Genomic DNA, 17,349 nt, shown 5'->3' on the forward strand with positions numbered 1-17,349 from the left:
GCAACAAGCGGAACTAACAAATACTTGCTCAAGTTTTCCAGCTGCTTGCTGCCACTTGTAGGTAGAATTTGCTTTGCTTGTTGTTGTGGTTGTCATTGTTTAAACTCTCCAAATTCCTTGGAAAGCATAACACCACACTTAATACTTCTTAATGTCTCAGACTTTTAATAACAATGCAAGGACAGTTAAGACTGTTAAGTAAGAAAGTTAAGATGATTAATAATCCATGTATATTGCTTACTGACTTTTATATAAAGCTTACTTATAAAAGTATTTCGTGAAGTATTTCGTGGCCTTGGCATCGAAATAGCTGCTGAATCTGCTATAAATTTGTAATGATGGAATTGACAAGGTCTTGAGTTGTTTAATTTGTTGGTTGTAATGGCAGACTTACAAGCGTGTTATCTCTTATAAAGATATTTTAGTGCAATATAACCGCCTTCTAAATCTCCTTGACTTAACCCTTACTTGCAGGAAAAATTAAGAAACAAAAGCCATTATCCACAGCGATTGAAGCTTTGAGCTAATCAACAAGATACATGATTGCCTTTCTTTGATTGGAAGTGCGATACGTGTTGTCGCACAGGCTAACGCCAATATCCCACCCGAAACCCGCAAAAATAGTCAAGCAACTCGGAGTTTTCCAAGAAATCGTCTCGATAGCAAAACTAAGCGAGCGCAGATTAAATAAAACAGAAGGAAAGTATCAGATGAATAATTTAGAAATTAGGTTTTGTCATAACCAATAAACCTGGTCTTGACAGGATTTTCATCCATAACATTAAAATATCATTTTTCAGACAAAAAATCTCTAAAATAGCAAAAAACCCCCAATTGAACGGAAGTTTTAATTAAGAATATTCTATTTGCTAGAGAATATTATCATCTGGTAATATCCATTAATTCTACCTCTCCCACTTTACCAAAACTAATTCTTCTTTTGTCCACCTGTTAAATCATTAGGATTAATATTAATCAAAGGAACCGCACCATTACCACCCATAACCATTGGGAAACGTCCATCCCATTTTTCTATCGCTTGCTTTTGCAATAACTCCGGTGTTAAAGTTAGCCGTTGTAATCTTTGCGCTTCAGCTTGACCTTTCGCACGGTTAACATCGGCTTGAGCTTCTTGAGTAGCTTTCTGAGCAATAAAACTTGCTTGTTTTGCTTCTTGTTCAGCTATTTGTTTAGATTCAATCGCTCTACTAAACTCTGGAGAAAATGAAAAATTCACCAGAGAGACATCATCTATAATCACACCATAAGGTTCTAGACGATTTTTAAGATTATTATCAATCTCTTGTTTAAGTTCCGTTCTTTTAGTGATAATTTCTTCTGCTGTTTTTTTCGCTGTAGCTGCTTTCAACACCTCTGATACTGCGGGTGTCATAATACCATTGATAATTAAATTCTCATCTCCAACTTGTTGATAAACTTTGTTTACCTTGAGTGGATCAATATGCCAATTAACAGCAAGTTCAGTTGTGATTGTTTGCAAGTCTTTAGAAGCAGCACCAGCATTAAAGCTATTTTGTTGAACCCTGACATTCAGCCTTTTAACTGATGTCACTACTGGCATAATCGGGTGAATTCCTTCATCTAAAATTGTATCTTGGACTTTACCAAACCGCATAATCACACCACGTTCACCAGCATTCACAATGGCAAAAGGGCGTAAAAATATTGAAACAAACAGTAATAAACCTAGTCCCCCACCAAGATACAAAATGAATGGGAAATTATTGCCAGTATTTCTGATAGAGTTATGCATAATTTTTGGGTAAAGTAAATGATATATTTTGTTTTTGACTGATATAGCGCTCCTAAAGAAATGATGAAAACATATTTCCTTGTGGATGTTAGGTTATGACGTAGTTTGATGATTTATCTGTGAGCGTTATCAGTTAATTACCGCATCTAACCCGACTTACAAGGTGTTCACAACCTCTGCAAGGATTACTATATATGGATACACTAAGAGAATTCACAATTTCGGAATATCAACATTTTCATTCCCAATTTAAATATGAAAATTCAACAAATTCATTCTTGGCCTACCACAGTTGAAGAAGCTATAACCATTCAAGAAACCCTGCAAAATCAAGTAATTACTAAAGACTTACTCCAGGAACCTATCAAGTACGTTGCAGGTGTGGATATGGGTTTTCTCGAAGATGGTACAATTAGCCGTGCAGCAGTTGCAGTACTGAGTTTTCCTGATTTGCAAGTAGTCGAAACGAGTTTAGCATACCGTCCCACAAGCTTTCCTTACATACCTGGTTTCCTCTCTTTTCGGGAAATCCCCGCCCTTCTCGATGCCTTAGAAAAGATTCAAACTATACCTGATATAATATTGTGTGATGGTCAGGGAATTGCTCACCCTCGAAGATTAGGAATAGCTTGCCATTTAGGAGTAATCGTGGATATACCGACAATTGGTGTAGCGAAATCTCTGTTGATTGGTAAACATGAAGAATTACCAGAAACCAAAGGAAGTTGGCAACCATTAATACATAAAAAAGAAACTATTGGCGCAGTTTTACGCACACGCACAGGAGTAAAACCTCTCTATATATCTAGTGGACATCGCATTAGCTTACCAACAGCAATTGACTATGTATTACGCTGCACGCCAAAATATCGGTTGCCAGAAACTACCCGCATTGCTGATAAATTAGCATCTGATAGATAAAGTGTAGATTTTGCAGATAAGTCCTTAAGGAAACACCAAAAATAAATTACCCAAAACAAAAATTGTAGGGTGGTTTAAGACCGTAGTCTGTAACCCACCAAAAATTTAAGGGATAATTGGTGGGTTACGCTGCGTAACCCACCCTACAAATTGGAGCTTTTTTATTTGGAAGTTCTGAAAGTTGATTTTCAAGACTTGCTTACTAACACCCAATCATGTTAGGAATCGCACAGCACGAACTTGAAGTAGCTAAATAAAAGTTACCTAAGAAAAATGAACGCACTAACTTTACAGTGGTACGATGCAGGACAGAGTAAAACTCAACAAATTTATGAGCAACAGTCCAGCAAAAATACTGGTACTTTCCGCATTGGTCGTGACCCTTTACGGTGCGATATTATTTTAACTCACCCGACTGTCTCTGGTTTACACGTTGAAATATTTTTTCATTCTCAACAAAAACGTTTTTATATTAGAAATTTGCGGGAATCAAACCCTCCTCAAATAGATGGTAAATTACTCATGCAAGGTGAAATGCCGTTAAATGAAGGGAGCATAATTTATTTAGGACAGCAACAACTTCAAGTTACTGCAATTGATATTAACAGCATTCCCGCAACAATTTTAGTCCCACCTCAACAACCACCAGCGCCACCAGGATATCACCATCATAAACAGTCACCCCTAACCCAACCAAAACCTGTCTATGGTTTGCAATGTTCCAGATGTCATAAAGTTTCCCCACCAGAAAATCTACAAGTAGGTTGTTCTTGGTGTGGGACATCTTTAGCCGCAGCTGTAAGTGTCCTAGTAGCACCGAAGAATTGAGTGCTGGGTCAATTTCTCTAATGACTAATGACTAATGACCAATGACTAATGACTAATGACTAATGACCAATGACCAATGACTAATGACTAATGACTAATGACCAATGACTAATTTACAAATTCAATTAAGTTGGGAAGATCCAGCGACGGGAGAACGACGAGAACCTAAGTTAAGTTTACCTATCGCTTTTGGTAGAGAATTTGCCCGTTTACCAACAGAAATTAGGGGTCAACGTGTCTCGCGGATGCTGCTAAATAGCAATGAAGTTTCTCGCTATCACGCCCTCATTGATTGGGAACAAGATTGGGAACAAAATCATTTTTTAGTAATTGACCAAAATAGTGTTAATGGTGTGTTAGTCAATGGTCAACGCCAAACACGCTGTCAGTTAGCTAATGGGGATACTTTGCAAATTGGTCCCTATATAATGACTGTGCAGTTTGGGATCAATACTGTTATTCCCACTCCTAATAATCCTTCTACAATTATATTTAATCATAATACTAATCTCCCTGACCCTAGTTTATCACCAGTCCGTCCTGTCACACCTTTAGGAAGTAATTTTCCGCCCCCAGCATTTCAAGATGCAAAAGTTGATTTACAGGCGCTTCATGCTACGGGTTTACCTGTTGATGAATGTGATTATCTAGCGATTGGTGCGGGTTTGGGTAGTTTTGTTTGGGTTGATTTACTCAGAATTAGTGGTGTCAAGGCTGAAAAAATTATCGCTGTCGGACTAGAAGCGGAACCCTATGCTCGTTATAAACGGCTTTGTCTGAATTCTCAAATTCCTTTACATGAAAGATTGCGCTCTAATTCTGATTCTTGTCCTGATAATATTTGGGGTTGGCCTAGTTATGCGTTAAGGGAATATTGGCATGATTTAACTAAAGGTCAGCTAAAATCGGCGTTTAAATATTTATGGCAGGTTTTTGGTGAACCAACTTTTGCGGAAACTTATACTCCCCGTTCTGGTAATGTTTTTGATTCTATAGATAGAGAAGCAAAGCGTATTGGTTGGAATCAAATTTATCGTTATGGACGAGTTAGGTCAATTCGTAAAACTGAAGATGGTAGGTATTGTGTTGCTTATTCTCGCAGTCCGGGAAATTATGCTTTTTTAGTTTGTCGTTATTTACATTTGGCTACTGGATATCCAGCGATTCAGTTTCTCCCAGATTTGCAAGCTTATAGAGAAAAATATCAAGATTTTAAGTCTGTGGTAAATGCTTATGAAGCACACGATCATGTATATGAACAGTTAGAACGCCAAGGTGGGACTGTTTTGATTCGGGGGCGGGGTATTGTGGCTTCGCGGATTTTACAGCGCATTTATGAGGCGAGAAAGCAAAATCGCAATATTACAGTTTTGCATTTAATGCGATCGCCTAAACCCCAAGGTAACAAATTCCAAAAAGCCCAGCGTACTGTCAAAAATCACTACGAATTTCAACCTTTTAACTGGCCAAAAGCCTGTTGGGGTGGTGAACTACGAGTTATGTTAGAAAAAGCCACCCCAGAAGAACGTCAGCGTCTATTAGCAGACTGGGGTGGAACTACTACCGCAGACCGTCAAGATTGGCAAAATATCACCGAACAAGGTATTAAAGAAGGTTGGTATCAAATTACCTTTGGTCAAGTGATAGGTGTAGAACGAGATAACCAAAATCACACCATTACCCAGATCCAAGAAAAAGGTTTTGGGGAAATGAAGCTAACTGCTGACTTTATTATTGATGCTACTGGATTAGATGCCAAAGTTGATGCTAATCCGTTGTTAGAAGATTTGGTTAAGCATTACAATTTACCCCTAAATCATCTAGGGCGCTTGGTAGTAGCAAATAATTTTGAATTAGTAGAAATGCGAAACACCAAAGGTCAAATGTATGCAGCAGGGGCAATAACTTTAGGCGGCCCCTATGCAGCAGTTGATAGTTTCCTGGGTTTGCAGTACGCGGCTTTAGTTGCTGTTGATGGATTATACACAGCCCATGCGCCAGGAGTTGGGCATTTGAACACCTTTAGTTCATTTGGGCAATGGGTAAAATGGATGTCAAATCAATCACCGTAATTCGTAATTCGTAATTTCGTAATTTTACTACAATGACCAATGACCAATGACCAATGACCAATGACCAATTTAATCGGCTGCTAATCGCAATGCAGGATAGGGGAAAAGACTTTGAAATCCAGTTAAACGCTCATTTACTGGCTCTGAGGAGTTATTCCACAGACTTTCATAATAGAAGAAAACTACACCTAATCCGCGCTGTTGGGCGGCTCGTACTTGAGATTTAATTTGTCGCATTGATACAGGTTTTGTTCTTAACCCTGCCATGATTCCAACTCCAGTGGGAATTATTTGCTGTACTTCTTGCATTTCTGGGCGGGAAATTTTGGCGTTAAACTGATCCAGATTCTCTCGATAAACTTGCACAATTAGCTCATCTACTATGCTTAATCGCACCCATTTTAGCCAGTCTTGCAGTTGAAATTTGTAAGCAAAATCGTAGTAATTAGGTGAAACTGAAAAAATTGCTTTTGGTTTTATTTGCTTGACTCTTTCATTAAGTCTGACCATAAAATCTGTGATTTTATTTGCACGCCAGCTTACCCATTCTGGATCTTGAGCATCTGCTGGGGCATTCTTTTTGGTTTCTTGGCGGTACAAGGCAACTGTGTATTTATCATAGCCAAATTCATGAGGTAAACTCATGTGATCATCAAATTGAATGCCATCAATATCATAGTTATTAGCTAGTTCTAAAAGCAGATTAGTAATAAACTGTTGTACTTCTGGATGAAAGGGATTTAACCACATAACTTCACCAGCCGCACTAATGGAAGTTTGGCTACCGTTCCGTTTTTGGGTGAACCATTCTGGTTTATTTAATGCTAGTTCTGAGGTTGGGGGAGCCATAAAACCAAACTCAAACCAAGGAACAACGAGTAAATTTTGGCGATGGGCTTTATCAATTACATCTGCAAGAATATCATGTCCATCTGAACCGCGAAAAACAAATGGTTGAATATCTAAACGTTTGGCTACGACGCTAGGATACATGACATAGCCAGAGTTCCAAACTACGGGATAAAGAGTATTAAAGTTAAGCTGACGCAGTTTTTTGACAGCATCCTGGACTTTTTGACGATCTTTGAAAATGTTAAGATCGTTGTTGGTTATCCACACGCCGCGAATTTCTTGACGGGGTGTTTGGGCGGTAACGGGGGTGAAGCTATTTCCCCATAAAACTGCGACAAAGGAAATTAGAATTAACAGCGGAAATACACTTTTAAGTAATTGATGATGCCAATTAATTCTTTTTCCACGCTGCCAACTTAAAGATAAAATATTAAATTTCGTCCTTTTGAAGGATGTATTAAGTAAAGATTTATGCATCTGCATAAGATTGTGACGGAATCTATGAGTCATGTTATCTACGAGCATGATAGATTTTGCTTGTGCATTGTATTTTGCTGGGATTACCATCCCATCTGATTGAGTAAATTCAGAATTGTTGACGTAGCTATTGAAAATTAGTGCCTGGTTTGACTCTTTTCTCTAGCTGAGATTATGTCAAATTAATTTTTGTTTTTTATGTTCAGCATTGATATATTGCAATGCTGTAAAACTCAAACTCATTTTGATAAATTTGCCAAATTCACAGTTAAATTCCTGAGATTTTGAATATATTTTGATTTGTTAACCAAGTTTAATAATATCTTTATTTTTTACTTTAAACAAGTAATATAATCGGCATTTGCCCCTAAATATATTAAGAAACATACAAGTAACCACAGGTAATAGATAATTAATAGTTATAAGTGGTTCCCTGTAGGGATATGCGATCGCTCTCAGAAAGCCAAGACTTTTAGCCGAAAAGATAAGAAACATACCATAAAATAGTGTAAAAATGTATAGAATCTTGTAAAGATATAAATGACACTGCTGTTTAAGATGCAAACCTTGAAGCCTTCCTCCTCAATGCTGTCTGTAGCACCAAAAGTATGCCAGCCTTTAAAGATTGTCGCCTTGGGAGATAGCTTAGTATATGGATACGGCGACCCAGAAAAAGGCGGTTGGGTGGAACAACTACGACGGTGGTGGATGTTGCCGGATAGTGTCGGTCATGTACTATATAATTTGGGCGTTAGGGGCGATCGCACTCAGCAAGTTTCCCAAAGGCTAGAAATAGAATTTCGCCATCGTGGAGAAATCCGTAACCGTGTCCCTGACTTGATTATTTTATCTGTCGGAGTTAACGACACACCCCGCTTAGGTCGTCCCAACGGCAAAAATTACACAAATTTTACCCAATTTGAAACCGAAATCGCTGCATTATTAGACCAAGCCCAACAACTGTGTCCCGTCCTCTTTGTGGGTATGGTTCCCGTAGATGAAACCAAAATGCCGTTTCTCGATTGTTTATACTACAATCACGTTGACCAATATCGCTACAAAGAAGCCACCCGTCAAGCTTGTCAGCAACGGCAAATACCCTATTTAGACATTTTCGACCAATGGCTAGAAAGAGATGAATCCTGGCGCACTCAACGCATCAGCGCAGACGGACTTCACCCCAACACATTAGGCTATCAAGACCTCCTAGAATCTGTACTCAATTGGCCAGAAATAGCAAAATATCATTGTCAATTAGACTATCAAATAATGACAGAAGTCATAAAGCAGGAAGCAGATTAGAACCAATTCATTTTTAATTGTTAATTGTTAATTTTTAATTGTTTATGACTCCAACTTTATTTGGTCGTTGGCAAACTCGATTATTACTATTAGCAACTGTCGGCGTATTAGTATCTATACCTTTTGCAATTGGTTTAATTGGCAACCGTCCTCACACAGTTTACTTTTGGATTCTTGCCTATGTGACCATTTTTGGTTTAGGTTGGGATGTGCTTTATAGCTATCTACAAAAATCACGTTGGGATAGAGACTGGCCAGCAGCTTATCAAGTTTTTGCAGGTATTTGGGAAATGGTATTTGTCTTTTGTGGAATTAAGATTTTTGGCTTTTTCCCCATACCTATGCCTAAAGAAGAACTACCCATAGGGGTGTTTTTTATGCATTACAGCATTGTTTGGTTTGCTGTTTTTATTATTTCACAAAGTTTAATGAGGATTATTTTTCCTCGGTGGCGTTTTCGGGGTGGAGAGTGGTTTTAAAATAGAGATTTTTTTCTCACGCGGAGACGCAGAGGCACAGAGAGAAATATTCTAATTTGGTGAAGAGAGTCCGATAATTTTTATTCCTTGTGTTTCTTTTTCTGCAAGTTCTATGTTTAAATTGAGGAGTTTTTCTAGAATGTCATCGTTAGTTTGAAAATCATAGGCTTGCATGACTAGTTTATCTAGTTGTTGATGTAGTTGATAAAGTTGGCTGTTAGGTTCGTTGAAGAATTTATTATAAAGTGTGGTAATTCCCCATTGTTTTGACTCCATTTGTTCTGTGCGGTATTGATGAAGTTCTTCGGCTTTGATGCGAATTTGCTGAATTAATTTAGCGTCTGGGGTTTGGGGAAAGGGGAATGTTTCAAAACAGGTATTGTGAGTGTAGGCTATATCTCCTTTTAAGGTTGATTTTTGAGCATTCATCCATTGACGATGTATTTTAGATGTGAGAATACCAAATATATAAAAATCATCAACAGCTACAACAACTGATTTATCACCGGGTAGCCAATTTAAAGGTGCTGGAATAAATATCGCCCATTTAGAAACTCTGGGAACAACAAAATATAATGATAGTGATGAAATAGCATTTCTCATTGCTGGTCTTTTTTCACCATATTTCCACCAATTTATTTTTATTACTTCTCTCCTATTATTCTCTCTTTCAGGCTTAACAAAAGATTTAATATACTCAAAGGGAAAATAATAAGTAATAGCTTTTTCAAAACTCATATCATTAAAATCAATAATCCATCTTTCCGGCTTACCATGAGGATTTTTAGCTAAATTTGCACCCATTGAAAATAATTTTAAAACTTCTTTATTTTTTGCATCTGCTTTTATCCAATCTATTACTTGTTGTTCCGTGACTATAAAACCTTCACCAACTGGAATTACACCCTGAAAGCATTTATTGAGATTTGCTTGTAACCGCACAGCTTGAGAAACATCAATACTAGATTTCAATGAAGAATTGATTTGTGAAACTATCTGATTATCTAAATAATACTTTCCCGGTTTATCCTTACACCAATTGACTATACTTACATGAACTTTAGCAGCACCAGACCAAGGTTGTGTAGCAATTGCTTCATGAATATAACCACCATTTTGAGTAATGTAATCTAAAGCAGCAATTCTACTTTTACCTTGACTTATTGAATTTGTAGCAACTAAACCTACTCTACCTTTTTCATCAATTTTATCGTGCGCTAACCGAAACCAATAAGCACAAAAATCAACTGAATCTTTGACTTTAGGAAAATGTTTAAAAATTTCATCTACATATTCATCACCTAAAGAGATTCTCATATGCTTTCCACCTAAAAAAGGCGGATTTCCAATAATTGCATCTGCTTTTACCCATTCACTAAGTAAAGCATCCTGACAAACAATATTATTATCCAAGCTATCCAAAGGTAAAGCAGGTTCAGTTAAATTCAAATTATCAATTGCAATCTTCCGCGCAATCATCAAAGTTACCCGTGCTAATTCCACCGCAAAAGGATTTGTATCCATTCCATAAAATTGTAATGGTGTCACCAAACCTATTTGCATTTGCTTATCTTCGGATTTTTGTCTTTGTTGCATTTTATCCAAAAGCAAAATCTCAATTCTTTTCAATTCCTGATATGCTATATAGAGAAAATTGCCAGAACCACACGCGGGGTCAAGTACGCGATAACTTTGCAACTCTAATTGCAGTTCCGAAAGTTCCTTAATTGTACTTGCTTCCTCAATTTTTTCTTCCCAATAACGGCTAATAGTTGGGCGGACAATTTTCATAATATCTGCTTCTGAGGTATAGTGAATTCCTCTCGCGTGACGCTCTTTTTTATCCAGCGTTCCTTCAAACAAATTACCAAAAATAGCTGGACGGACTTTACTCCAATTCTCTCGCGCACAGATATCTAAAAAATTTAATTCTTCCCTAGTTAACTCAATTCCATGAATTTGCGAAAATAACCCACCGTTAAAATAATCTACACCTTGATAACGTCCTGCTGGCGTTTTTATCGATTGATTCATTTCCCGAAATAAACCACCCAAAATATCATCAGAACTTGCCCCATTTTTGCAATTCTGCACACAATAAACAAACATATCACGGGTTAAAAGTTGGCGTTTTTCCGCAAACATAGCTAACACACATTGCAAAATAAAACGCTGCGCTGTTAACTTTTCAATTCCCCGCTTTTCCAACTCTAATAATAATTCCCCCATGCGACGGGCAACCCTTACTGTCACCTCTACTTGGTTATTTTGAAAAACAGGAGTTTTTTGCCCTAATTCCATAAATGCCAAAGCTCCCGCCCGTTCTGGCAATTGCTCCAGCGTAATTTTATCTACAGGTGTATCTAACTGAATATCAAAATCAAATATCCAAAACTCATCAAAGTTGCACAAAATTACATATTTAGGACGATTTGGAACTAACCGCGTCCAATAATCAAAAGCCTGAGAATAATGTTTACTCAAATCTTCCCCGCGCTTTTTCATCTCAATCAAAACGCGAGGTTTCCACACTAAATCAGCAAAGTCTTTTTGACTACTCTTGTTAATCGTTTCTTCGTAACTTGCCCCCGCTTCCAGCGCCCCTTCATGTCCAAACGCTCGAAAAAATCGGTCTAAAAACGTTTGTGCTTCCTTCCGTTCCTGTCCCGTGATGTGTTGCTGACAAAAATTGACAAACTTCGCTAAACTTTCCGGTGTCGCTGCAACCATTTTTGTTGGGGAATTATCTTAAGTACCTGCAATAATTCTCATGTTATCTTTACAGTGTGATTTACATAAAATAAAACTACTGTAATTACAATGCTAAAACGTATAAATTATCCGCCATTTATCCTCCTAGGCATATTGCTATTTGCCCCCCTAAATACAACCAGTGCAGAATATAAACCTGTAAAAATCGCCCAACAACCACAGACAAAACGTGCCGCTGCGGAACAAGCATTTCAAGAAGGGATAAAACTTTATGAACAAGGAACAGCGCCATCTTTAAAACAGGCAATTGTTAAATTAGAAACAGCACTGACACTATTTCGAGAAGCTGGTGAAAAACCCTTTCGAGAAGCAGTAGTCCTTCTTCGGATAGGCTATATTTACTCATCCTTGGGAGAGAAAAAACAAGCACTGGAATACTACAAACAGGCTTTGTCCATATATCGGACTGTGGGTAATAAAGGAGGAGAAGCCGCGACTCTCCATAATATTGGTAGTGTCTACGACTCATGGGGACAAAGACAAGAATCACTACAATATTACAACCAGGCTGTATCTCTGTTACGGGCAGTAGGAGACAAAGCTGGAGAAGCCATTACCCTTAATAACATTGGTTTAGTCTATGACTCATTGGGAGAAAAACAGAAAGCACTGGAATACTATCATCAGGCTTTATTCATATATCAGCTTGTGAGTGATAAAGGTGGAGAAGCCACTACTCTCCATAACCTAGGCTTAGTCTATTCCTCGTTGGGAAAAAAACAACAAGCATTAGACTACTATAATCAGTCTTTGCAACTATTACGGGGAGTAGGTAATAAACGTGGGGAAGCCTATAGCCTTAGTAATATTGGCAGTGTTTACGATTCATTAGGAGAGAAGCAACAGGCACTTGATTACTATCACCAAGCACTCACCCTAAGACGTGCAGTGGGTGATAAAGGTGGGGAAGCCTATACTCTCAATAATCTTGGCAGCGTCTACTCTTCTTTGGGAGAGAAACAGCAAGCATTAGATTACTATAACCAAGCTTTACGCCTATTACGATCTGTGGGGGATAGAAGTAAAGAAGCTACTACTCTCAATAATATTGGCACTGTCTACGACTCACAGGCAGAAAAAGAGAAGGCACTAGTTTACTATAACCAAGCTTTACCCCTGTTACGAGCAGTGGGAGATAGATATGGGGAAGCCTCCACTCTGCACAATATGGGCGCTGTCTATTACTCATTGAATAATAATCAGCAAGCACTAAATTACTATAATCAGTCTCTACCCTTAGCACGAGCCGTGGGTGATAAAGATGGTGAGGCCTATACTCTAACTAATCTTGGCAGTGTCTACGATTCATTGGGAGAAAAACAAAAAGCACTCGAATACTATCATCAGGCTTTACCCTTGAGAAGGATGATAGGAGATAGACGTGGGGAGGCTTTTACTCTTTATAATCTCGCTTACCTACAACGCAAACAGGGCAATCTTAATGAAGCCTTGATTCAAATGCAGACTGCTATCAAGATTATTGAAAATTTACGCACCAAAATTACTAATCAAGATTTACGGGCTGCTTACTTTGCCACTTTTCAAAAGTATTACAAGTTCTACATTGACTTATTAATGAAGTTGCACAAACAGCAACCATCAAAAGGTTATGATGCCCAAGCACTACAAGCTGGGGAAAGCGCCCGCGCCCGTGTCCTTTTAGAACTGCTAACAGAAGCTAATGCGGATATTAGAACTGGTGTTGATGCCAAATTATTAGCAGCAGAACGTCAATTACAAGAACAATTGGATAGTAGTGAAAAACGCCGTATTAAATTACTAAGTGCTGAAACCACTCGTCAACAAATTCAAGCTTTAGAAACCGAAAGAACTTCTCTTCTAGAAGAGTACACAGAAATACAAACACAAATTCGCGCTACCAGTCCCCGCTATGCTGCCCTTACCCAACCCCAACCGTTATCACTTACACAAATTCAGCAGCAAGTATTAGATGAAGATACTCTACTTTTAGAATATTCTCTGGGTGAAGAAGGTAGTTATCTGTGGGCAGTCAGCAAAACAGATATGACTAGTTATGAATTACCGAAAACTGCCGAAATAGCAGCCGCAGTTAAGAATTTCCGTCGTGTTTTAACATCATTCACTTCGAGTCCTCAACAAGTCAAGACAGCTGCCGCACCTGTGACGCAAATGCTGTTAGCACCAGTGGCGCAAAAATTGGGCAATAAACGCTTAGTTATTGTTGGTGATGGTGCTTTGTTATATATCCCTTTTGCTGCCTTAACAGCACCAAATTCACAGGGAAAGGAGTATCAGCCATTATTACTCAATCACGAAATTATCACTTTACCATCAGCTTCTACAGTCGCTATTCTGAGAAATGAACAAAAAATCAGGAAAACAGCTTCTAAGACGTTAGCAGTCATCGCAGATCCAGTTTTTACTAGTAATGATCAACGGATTACTAATAAATTACCAATATATGCAAAGTCAGAACCCCAAAATTTAAATAACAATACTTTAAGTAGAGCCGCTAGAGACGCTGGTATTGATTTTGATCGTCTGCCTTTTACCCGCACTGAAGCTAAGATGATTCTGGCGTTAGTTCCTGAAAATCTGCGGTTACAAGCATTTGATTTTGCCGCTACTCGTGATTTTGCGACAAATTTGCAACTTAGTGAATATCGAATTTTACATTTTGCTACTCATGGCATCCTCAATAGTCAACAACCAGAGTTATCTGGTGTGGTGCTGTCGCTGTTTGATAATCAAGGCAAACCCCAAAATGGCTTTTTGCGTTTACATGATATTTTTAACCTCAACCTGTCAGCAGAGTTAGTAGTTCTCAGTGCCTGTAAAACTGGTTTGGGTAAGGAAATCAAGGGAGAAGGATTAATCGGCTTGACAAATGGTTTTATGTATGCTGGTAGTCCTAGGGTAGTGGTAAGTTTATGGAATGTAGATGATCAAGGTACATCTGTACTCATGCAGAAATTCTACCAAAATATGCTGCAACAGGGTTTAAAGCCCATAGCGGCGTTACGAGCCGCACAGTTGCAGATGTTGACAGAGAAAAATAAAAATTTACGGAAACCGTATTATTGGGCGGCGTTTACCTTGCAAGGTGAGTGGCGTTGACACTCTCCGGTACAAAGACGCGGAGATTCTTGGTTTAGCGAGTCCACTGATTAAAATAGGCGAAAAGCCGATGAAACAATTTTTTTAATTTTTAACTATTCTGGGGGTTTAAGTAAAGAGCTTCTACAAGCGGCAAGTATGTTAGGCGGAGTCTAAATCTCCATCACAAAACTTAATTACGAATTACGTATCCCTAGCGGGACCGGAGGCATTATTACGAATTAAGCAGGCATTAGAAAACCGCTTGGATGTATTACAAGAAACATCTGAACAAGCGGTTTTTCAGGATGTTTAACAGGGATGATTAGCTGCCAGAGGTAGCTAATTCTGCTAAACGCTCTTGCTGGTCTTGAGATATACAAGATTGTATCACCGTTTCTAAATCGCCTTCCAGAACAGGGTTGAGTGTGTAATTTTGACCTAAGCGATGATCAGTAACTCGGCTGTCTTTATAGTTATAAGTGCGAATTTTTTCAGAACGGGAACCTGTACCAACTTGCGATCGCCTCATAGAAGTGACAGCCTCTTGTTGTTCCCGTAACTTCATCTCGTACAGTTTCGCCCGCAAAATTTGCATCGCCCGTTCTTTGTTTTGCAACTGGCTGCGTTCTTCTGTACAGAAAATTCTGATTCCCGTGGGTTTGTGGAACAAGTCTGCGGCTGTTTCCACCTTGTTGACGTTTTGTCCACCTGCACCACCAGAACGGGCGGTACTCATTTCAATATCTTTCGGGTCAATATGAATTTCCACATCATCCACTTCTGGCATAATGGCGATAGTGGCTGTAGAAGTGTGAACCCTGCCCCCAGCTTCCGTGGCTGGTACGCGCTGCACCCGATGCACTCCAGCTTCAAACTTCAGCTTGCTGTAAACGCTGTCGCCTTGAATTTCCAGAATCACCTCTTTGAAGCCACCCATCTCACCCAGAGATTCACTGACTAGCTTCACTTTCCAACCCTGAGTATCAGCATAGCGGGAATACATTCGCAGCAAATCACCAGCCCAAATACTCGCTTCATCGCCACCAGTACCAGCGCGAATTTCCAACATGATGTTTTTATCATCATTGGGGTCACGGGGTAGCAGCAACACCTTCAAGCGGCTTTCTAGGTATTCAAGCTTTTCTACTAGCTCATTTACTTCCAAAGCTGCCATTTCTTGCAACTCAGGATCGCTATTTGCCTCTTTCAGTACCTGACGCGCCCCTACCAATTCATCCTGGGCGGTTTTCCAAATTTCATAGGTATTTACTACCTCTTCCAAAGAAGAACGAGACTTGGCAATTTTTTGATACTCATCGGGGTTTTTAGTGGTATCAGGGTCGCCCAGGCGACGTGTTAATTCATTAAAGGTTTGTTCAACAGATTTCAGTTTCTCCAGCAGGTATGATTCAGCCATGATCAGGGCAACGCTCCTTAAAAAATAACTAGTGTGGCTTTCTGCATTAAATGACAATCGACCCTGCATCTATGTAGGGTCGTCGTTAACAGCTACAGCCAACCAGCTACTTTTTATCTTGGTCGTCGCCAGAGGTTTGAGTACTGCTCATACCGTATTTGCGGAGGAAGCGCTCAACTCGACCCTCAGCATCAATCATCTTCTGAGTACCAGTGTAAAAGGGGTGGTTTCCAGACCAAACGTCTACGTGTAGTTCAGGCTTGGTAGAACCGACGGTCATCACAACTTGACCGTTACAGTAGACCTTAGCCTCTGGATACCACTGGGGATGAATATCAGATTTAGCCATTGTTCCTTTTGTGGTGAATCTATATAAATTATAACTGGGACTGGGGACTGGGGACTGGGGACTGGGGATATGGAATTTGAATAACCTTCTGCCTTCTGCCTCCTGCCTCCTGCCTCCTGTCTTACCGCTTGGAATACTGAGGAGCTTTCCGAGCTTTGTGTAAACCGTATTTTTTCCGTTCTTTAGCTCGTGGGTCACGAGTTAAGTAGCCTTCGGTTTTCAAAGGTGGACGGTTATCGGGGTCTAATTGGCACAAAGCACGAGCAACACCCAAGCGAATAGAATCTGCTTGTCCTGTCAAACCGCCGCCTACGGCCTTGACCAAAATGTCATATTCGTTTTCTAGTCCCAAAGTTTCCAAGGGCGCTTTGATGACTCCCAGGTAATTGGCATTGAATTGGAAGTACAAAACTCCATCTTTGCCATTCACAATCAACTTGCCTTCACCTGGAACTAGGCGCACGCTGGCGACTGCGGACTTACGACGGCCAGTACCCCAGTACACGGCGCGACCGCTATTGGTTTCTACTGCGACCATTAATTTTCTCCAGGAATTGTACTAATGTTTAATTCTTTGGGTTGTTGAGCCTCATGGGGATGAGTAGGCCCAGCGTATACTTTCAGTTTGGTAAACAACTGCTTACCCAAGCTATTTTTAGGCAGCATACCTTTAACAGCGTGTTCTAAAATCCGTTCTGGTAGGCGCTGTTGCAGCTTGGCGAAGGTTTCTGTCTTCATCCCGCCGGGACGACCAGAATGGCGACGGTAGAGTTTTTGGGTACGTTTTTTGCCTGTAACTGCTACTTTTTCGGCGTTGATGACAACAACGAAATCACCTGTGTCCATGTGGGGGGTATATTCGGCTTTTCTTTTCCCTCTCAAGACCATAGCGATCTCGCTGGCCAGGCGACCAAGGCGTTTATCGGTGGCATCTACTACGTACCACTCACGCTCAAGGGATGCTTGAGGAGGAAGGTATGTTTTACTACTCATTGTTATTTGTCCTTTGTTTTTGTTCTTGGTCA

Annotated in this window: 13 protein-coding genes; 6 read left to right on the forward strand and 7 right to left on the reverse strand. The window is 39.5% G+C overall.

What is annotated here, in order from left to right; translation table 11 throughout:
- Positions 1–928: 928 nt before the first annotated feature.
- Positions 929–1,774 (reverse strand): prohibitin family protein, encoded by an 846-nt coding sequence (locus H6G68_RS01100; protein ID WP_190904963.1) that lies wholly within the window; start codon positions 1,772–1,774, stop codon positions 929–931.
- Positions 1,775–2,029: 255 nt separating this feature from the next.
- On the opposite strand from H6G68_RS01100, the gene nfi reads away from it, so the two are divergent.
- From nfi to H6G68_RS01115, 3 genes are all read left to right on the forward strand, one after another.
- On the forward strand, positions 2,030–2,695 hold the full coding sequence (gene nfi, locus H6G68_RS01105; RefSeq protein ID WP_190904964.1) for a deoxyribonuclease V: 666 nt from the start codon (positions 2,030–2,032) through the stop codon (positions 2,693–2,695).
- Between the two features lie 273 nt (positions 2,696–2,968).
- Positions 2,969–3,523: an FHA domain-containing protein gene (locus tag H6G68_RS01110; protein WP_190904965.1), complete on the forward strand. Its 555-nt coding sequence runs from the start codon at positions 2,969–2,971 to the stop codon at positions 3,521–3,523.
- A 104-nt stretch (positions 3,524–3,627) separates the two neighbouring features.
- Positions 3,628–5,595, forward strand: coding sequence for an FHA domain-containing protein (locus H6G68_RS01115; RefSeq protein ID WP_190904966.1), 1,968 nt, complete (start codon positions 3,628–3,630; stop codon positions 5,593–5,595).
- Positions 5,596–5,664: 69 nt separating this feature from the next.
- Here H6G68_RS01115 and H6G68_RS01120 read toward each other — a convergent pair whose 3' ends face one another.
- The gene (locus tag H6G68_RS01120; protein ID WP_199332469.1) at positions 5,665–6,957 is read right to left on the reverse strand and encodes a glycoside hydrolase family 10-like protein; all 1,293 of its coding nucleotides are present in this window, start codon (positions 6,955–6,957) and stop codon (positions 5,665–5,667) included.
- A gap of 525 nt (positions 6,958–7,482) precedes the next feature.
- On the opposite strand from H6G68_RS01120, the gene H6G68_RS01125 reads away from it, so the two are divergent.
- Both H6G68_RS01125 and H6G68_RS01130 read left to right on the forward strand, forming a co-directional pair.
- A complete protein-coding gene (locus H6G68_RS01125; RefSeq protein WP_190905097.1) occupies positions 7,483–8,226 on the forward strand; it encodes a GDSL-type esterase/lipase family protein in 744 nt (247 codons plus the stop codon).
- A gap of 44 nt (positions 8,227–8,270) precedes the next feature.
- The gene (locus H6G68_RS01130; RefSeq protein ID WP_190904967.1) at positions 8,271–8,705 is read left to right on the forward strand and encodes a hypothetical protein; all 435 of its coding nucleotides are present in this window, start codon (positions 8,271–8,273) and stop codon (positions 8,703–8,705) included.
- Positions 8,706–8,756: 51 nt separating this feature from the next.
- Here the strand turns inward: H6G68_RS01130 and H6G68_RS01135 are convergent, their stop codons facing one another.
- A complete protein-coding gene (locus tag H6G68_RS01135) occupies positions 8,757–11,435 on the reverse strand; it encodes a DNA methyltransferase (RefSeq protein ID WP_190904968.1) in 2,679 nt (892 codons plus the stop codon).
- 90 nt (positions 11,436–11,525) lie between these two features.
- Here H6G68_RS01135 and H6G68_RS01140 point away from each other — a divergent pair, with 90 nt between their 5' ends.
- Entirely contained in the window at positions 11,526–14,576 is a 3,051-nt protein-coding gene (locus tag H6G68_RS01140) for a CHAT domain-containing tetratricopeptide repeat protein (RefSeq protein ID WP_190904969.1), read from the forward strand.
- A gap of 304 nt (positions 14,577–14,880) precedes the next feature.
- Here the strand turns inward: H6G68_RS01140 and prfA are convergent, their stop codons facing one another.
- From prfA to rplM, 4 genes are all read right to left on the reverse strand, one after another.
- Positions 14,881–15,975: a peptide chain release factor 1 gene (gene prfA / locus H6G68_RS01145; RefSeq protein WP_190904970.1), complete on the reverse strand. Its 1,095-nt coding sequence runs from the start codon at positions 15,973–15,975 to the stop codon at positions 14,881–14,883.
- A gap of 106 nt (positions 15,976–16,081) precedes the next feature.
- Positions 16,082–16,324, reverse strand: a complete 243-nt coding sequence (gene rpmE, locus H6G68_RS01150; protein WP_016953017.1) for a 50S ribosomal protein L31 — start codon at positions 16,322–16,324, stop codon at positions 16,082–16,084.
- A gap of 121 nt (positions 16,325–16,445) precedes the next feature.
- Entirely contained in the window at positions 16,446–16,862 is a 417-nt protein-coding gene (gene rpsI, locus H6G68_RS01155) for a 30S ribosomal protein S9 (RefSeq protein ID WP_071191607.1), read from the reverse strand.
- Positions 16,862–17,317 carry a 50S ribosomal protein L13 gene (gene rplM / locus H6G68_RS01160; protein ID WP_016953015.1) on the reverse strand — a complete coding sequence of 152 codons (456 nt, stop codon included), beginning with the start codon at positions 17,315–17,317 and terminating at the stop codon, positions 16,862–16,864. Before rplM ends, rpsI begins: the two co-directional genes overlap by 1 nt.
- Between the last annotated feature and the right edge of the window lie 32 nt (positions 17,318–17,349).

This window comes from Anabaena catenula FACHB-362, from assembly GCF_014698735.1.
Classification (GTDB): Bacteria; Cyanobacteriota; Cyanobacteriia; order Cyanobacteriales; family Nostocaceae; genus Anabaena; species Anabaena variabilis_A.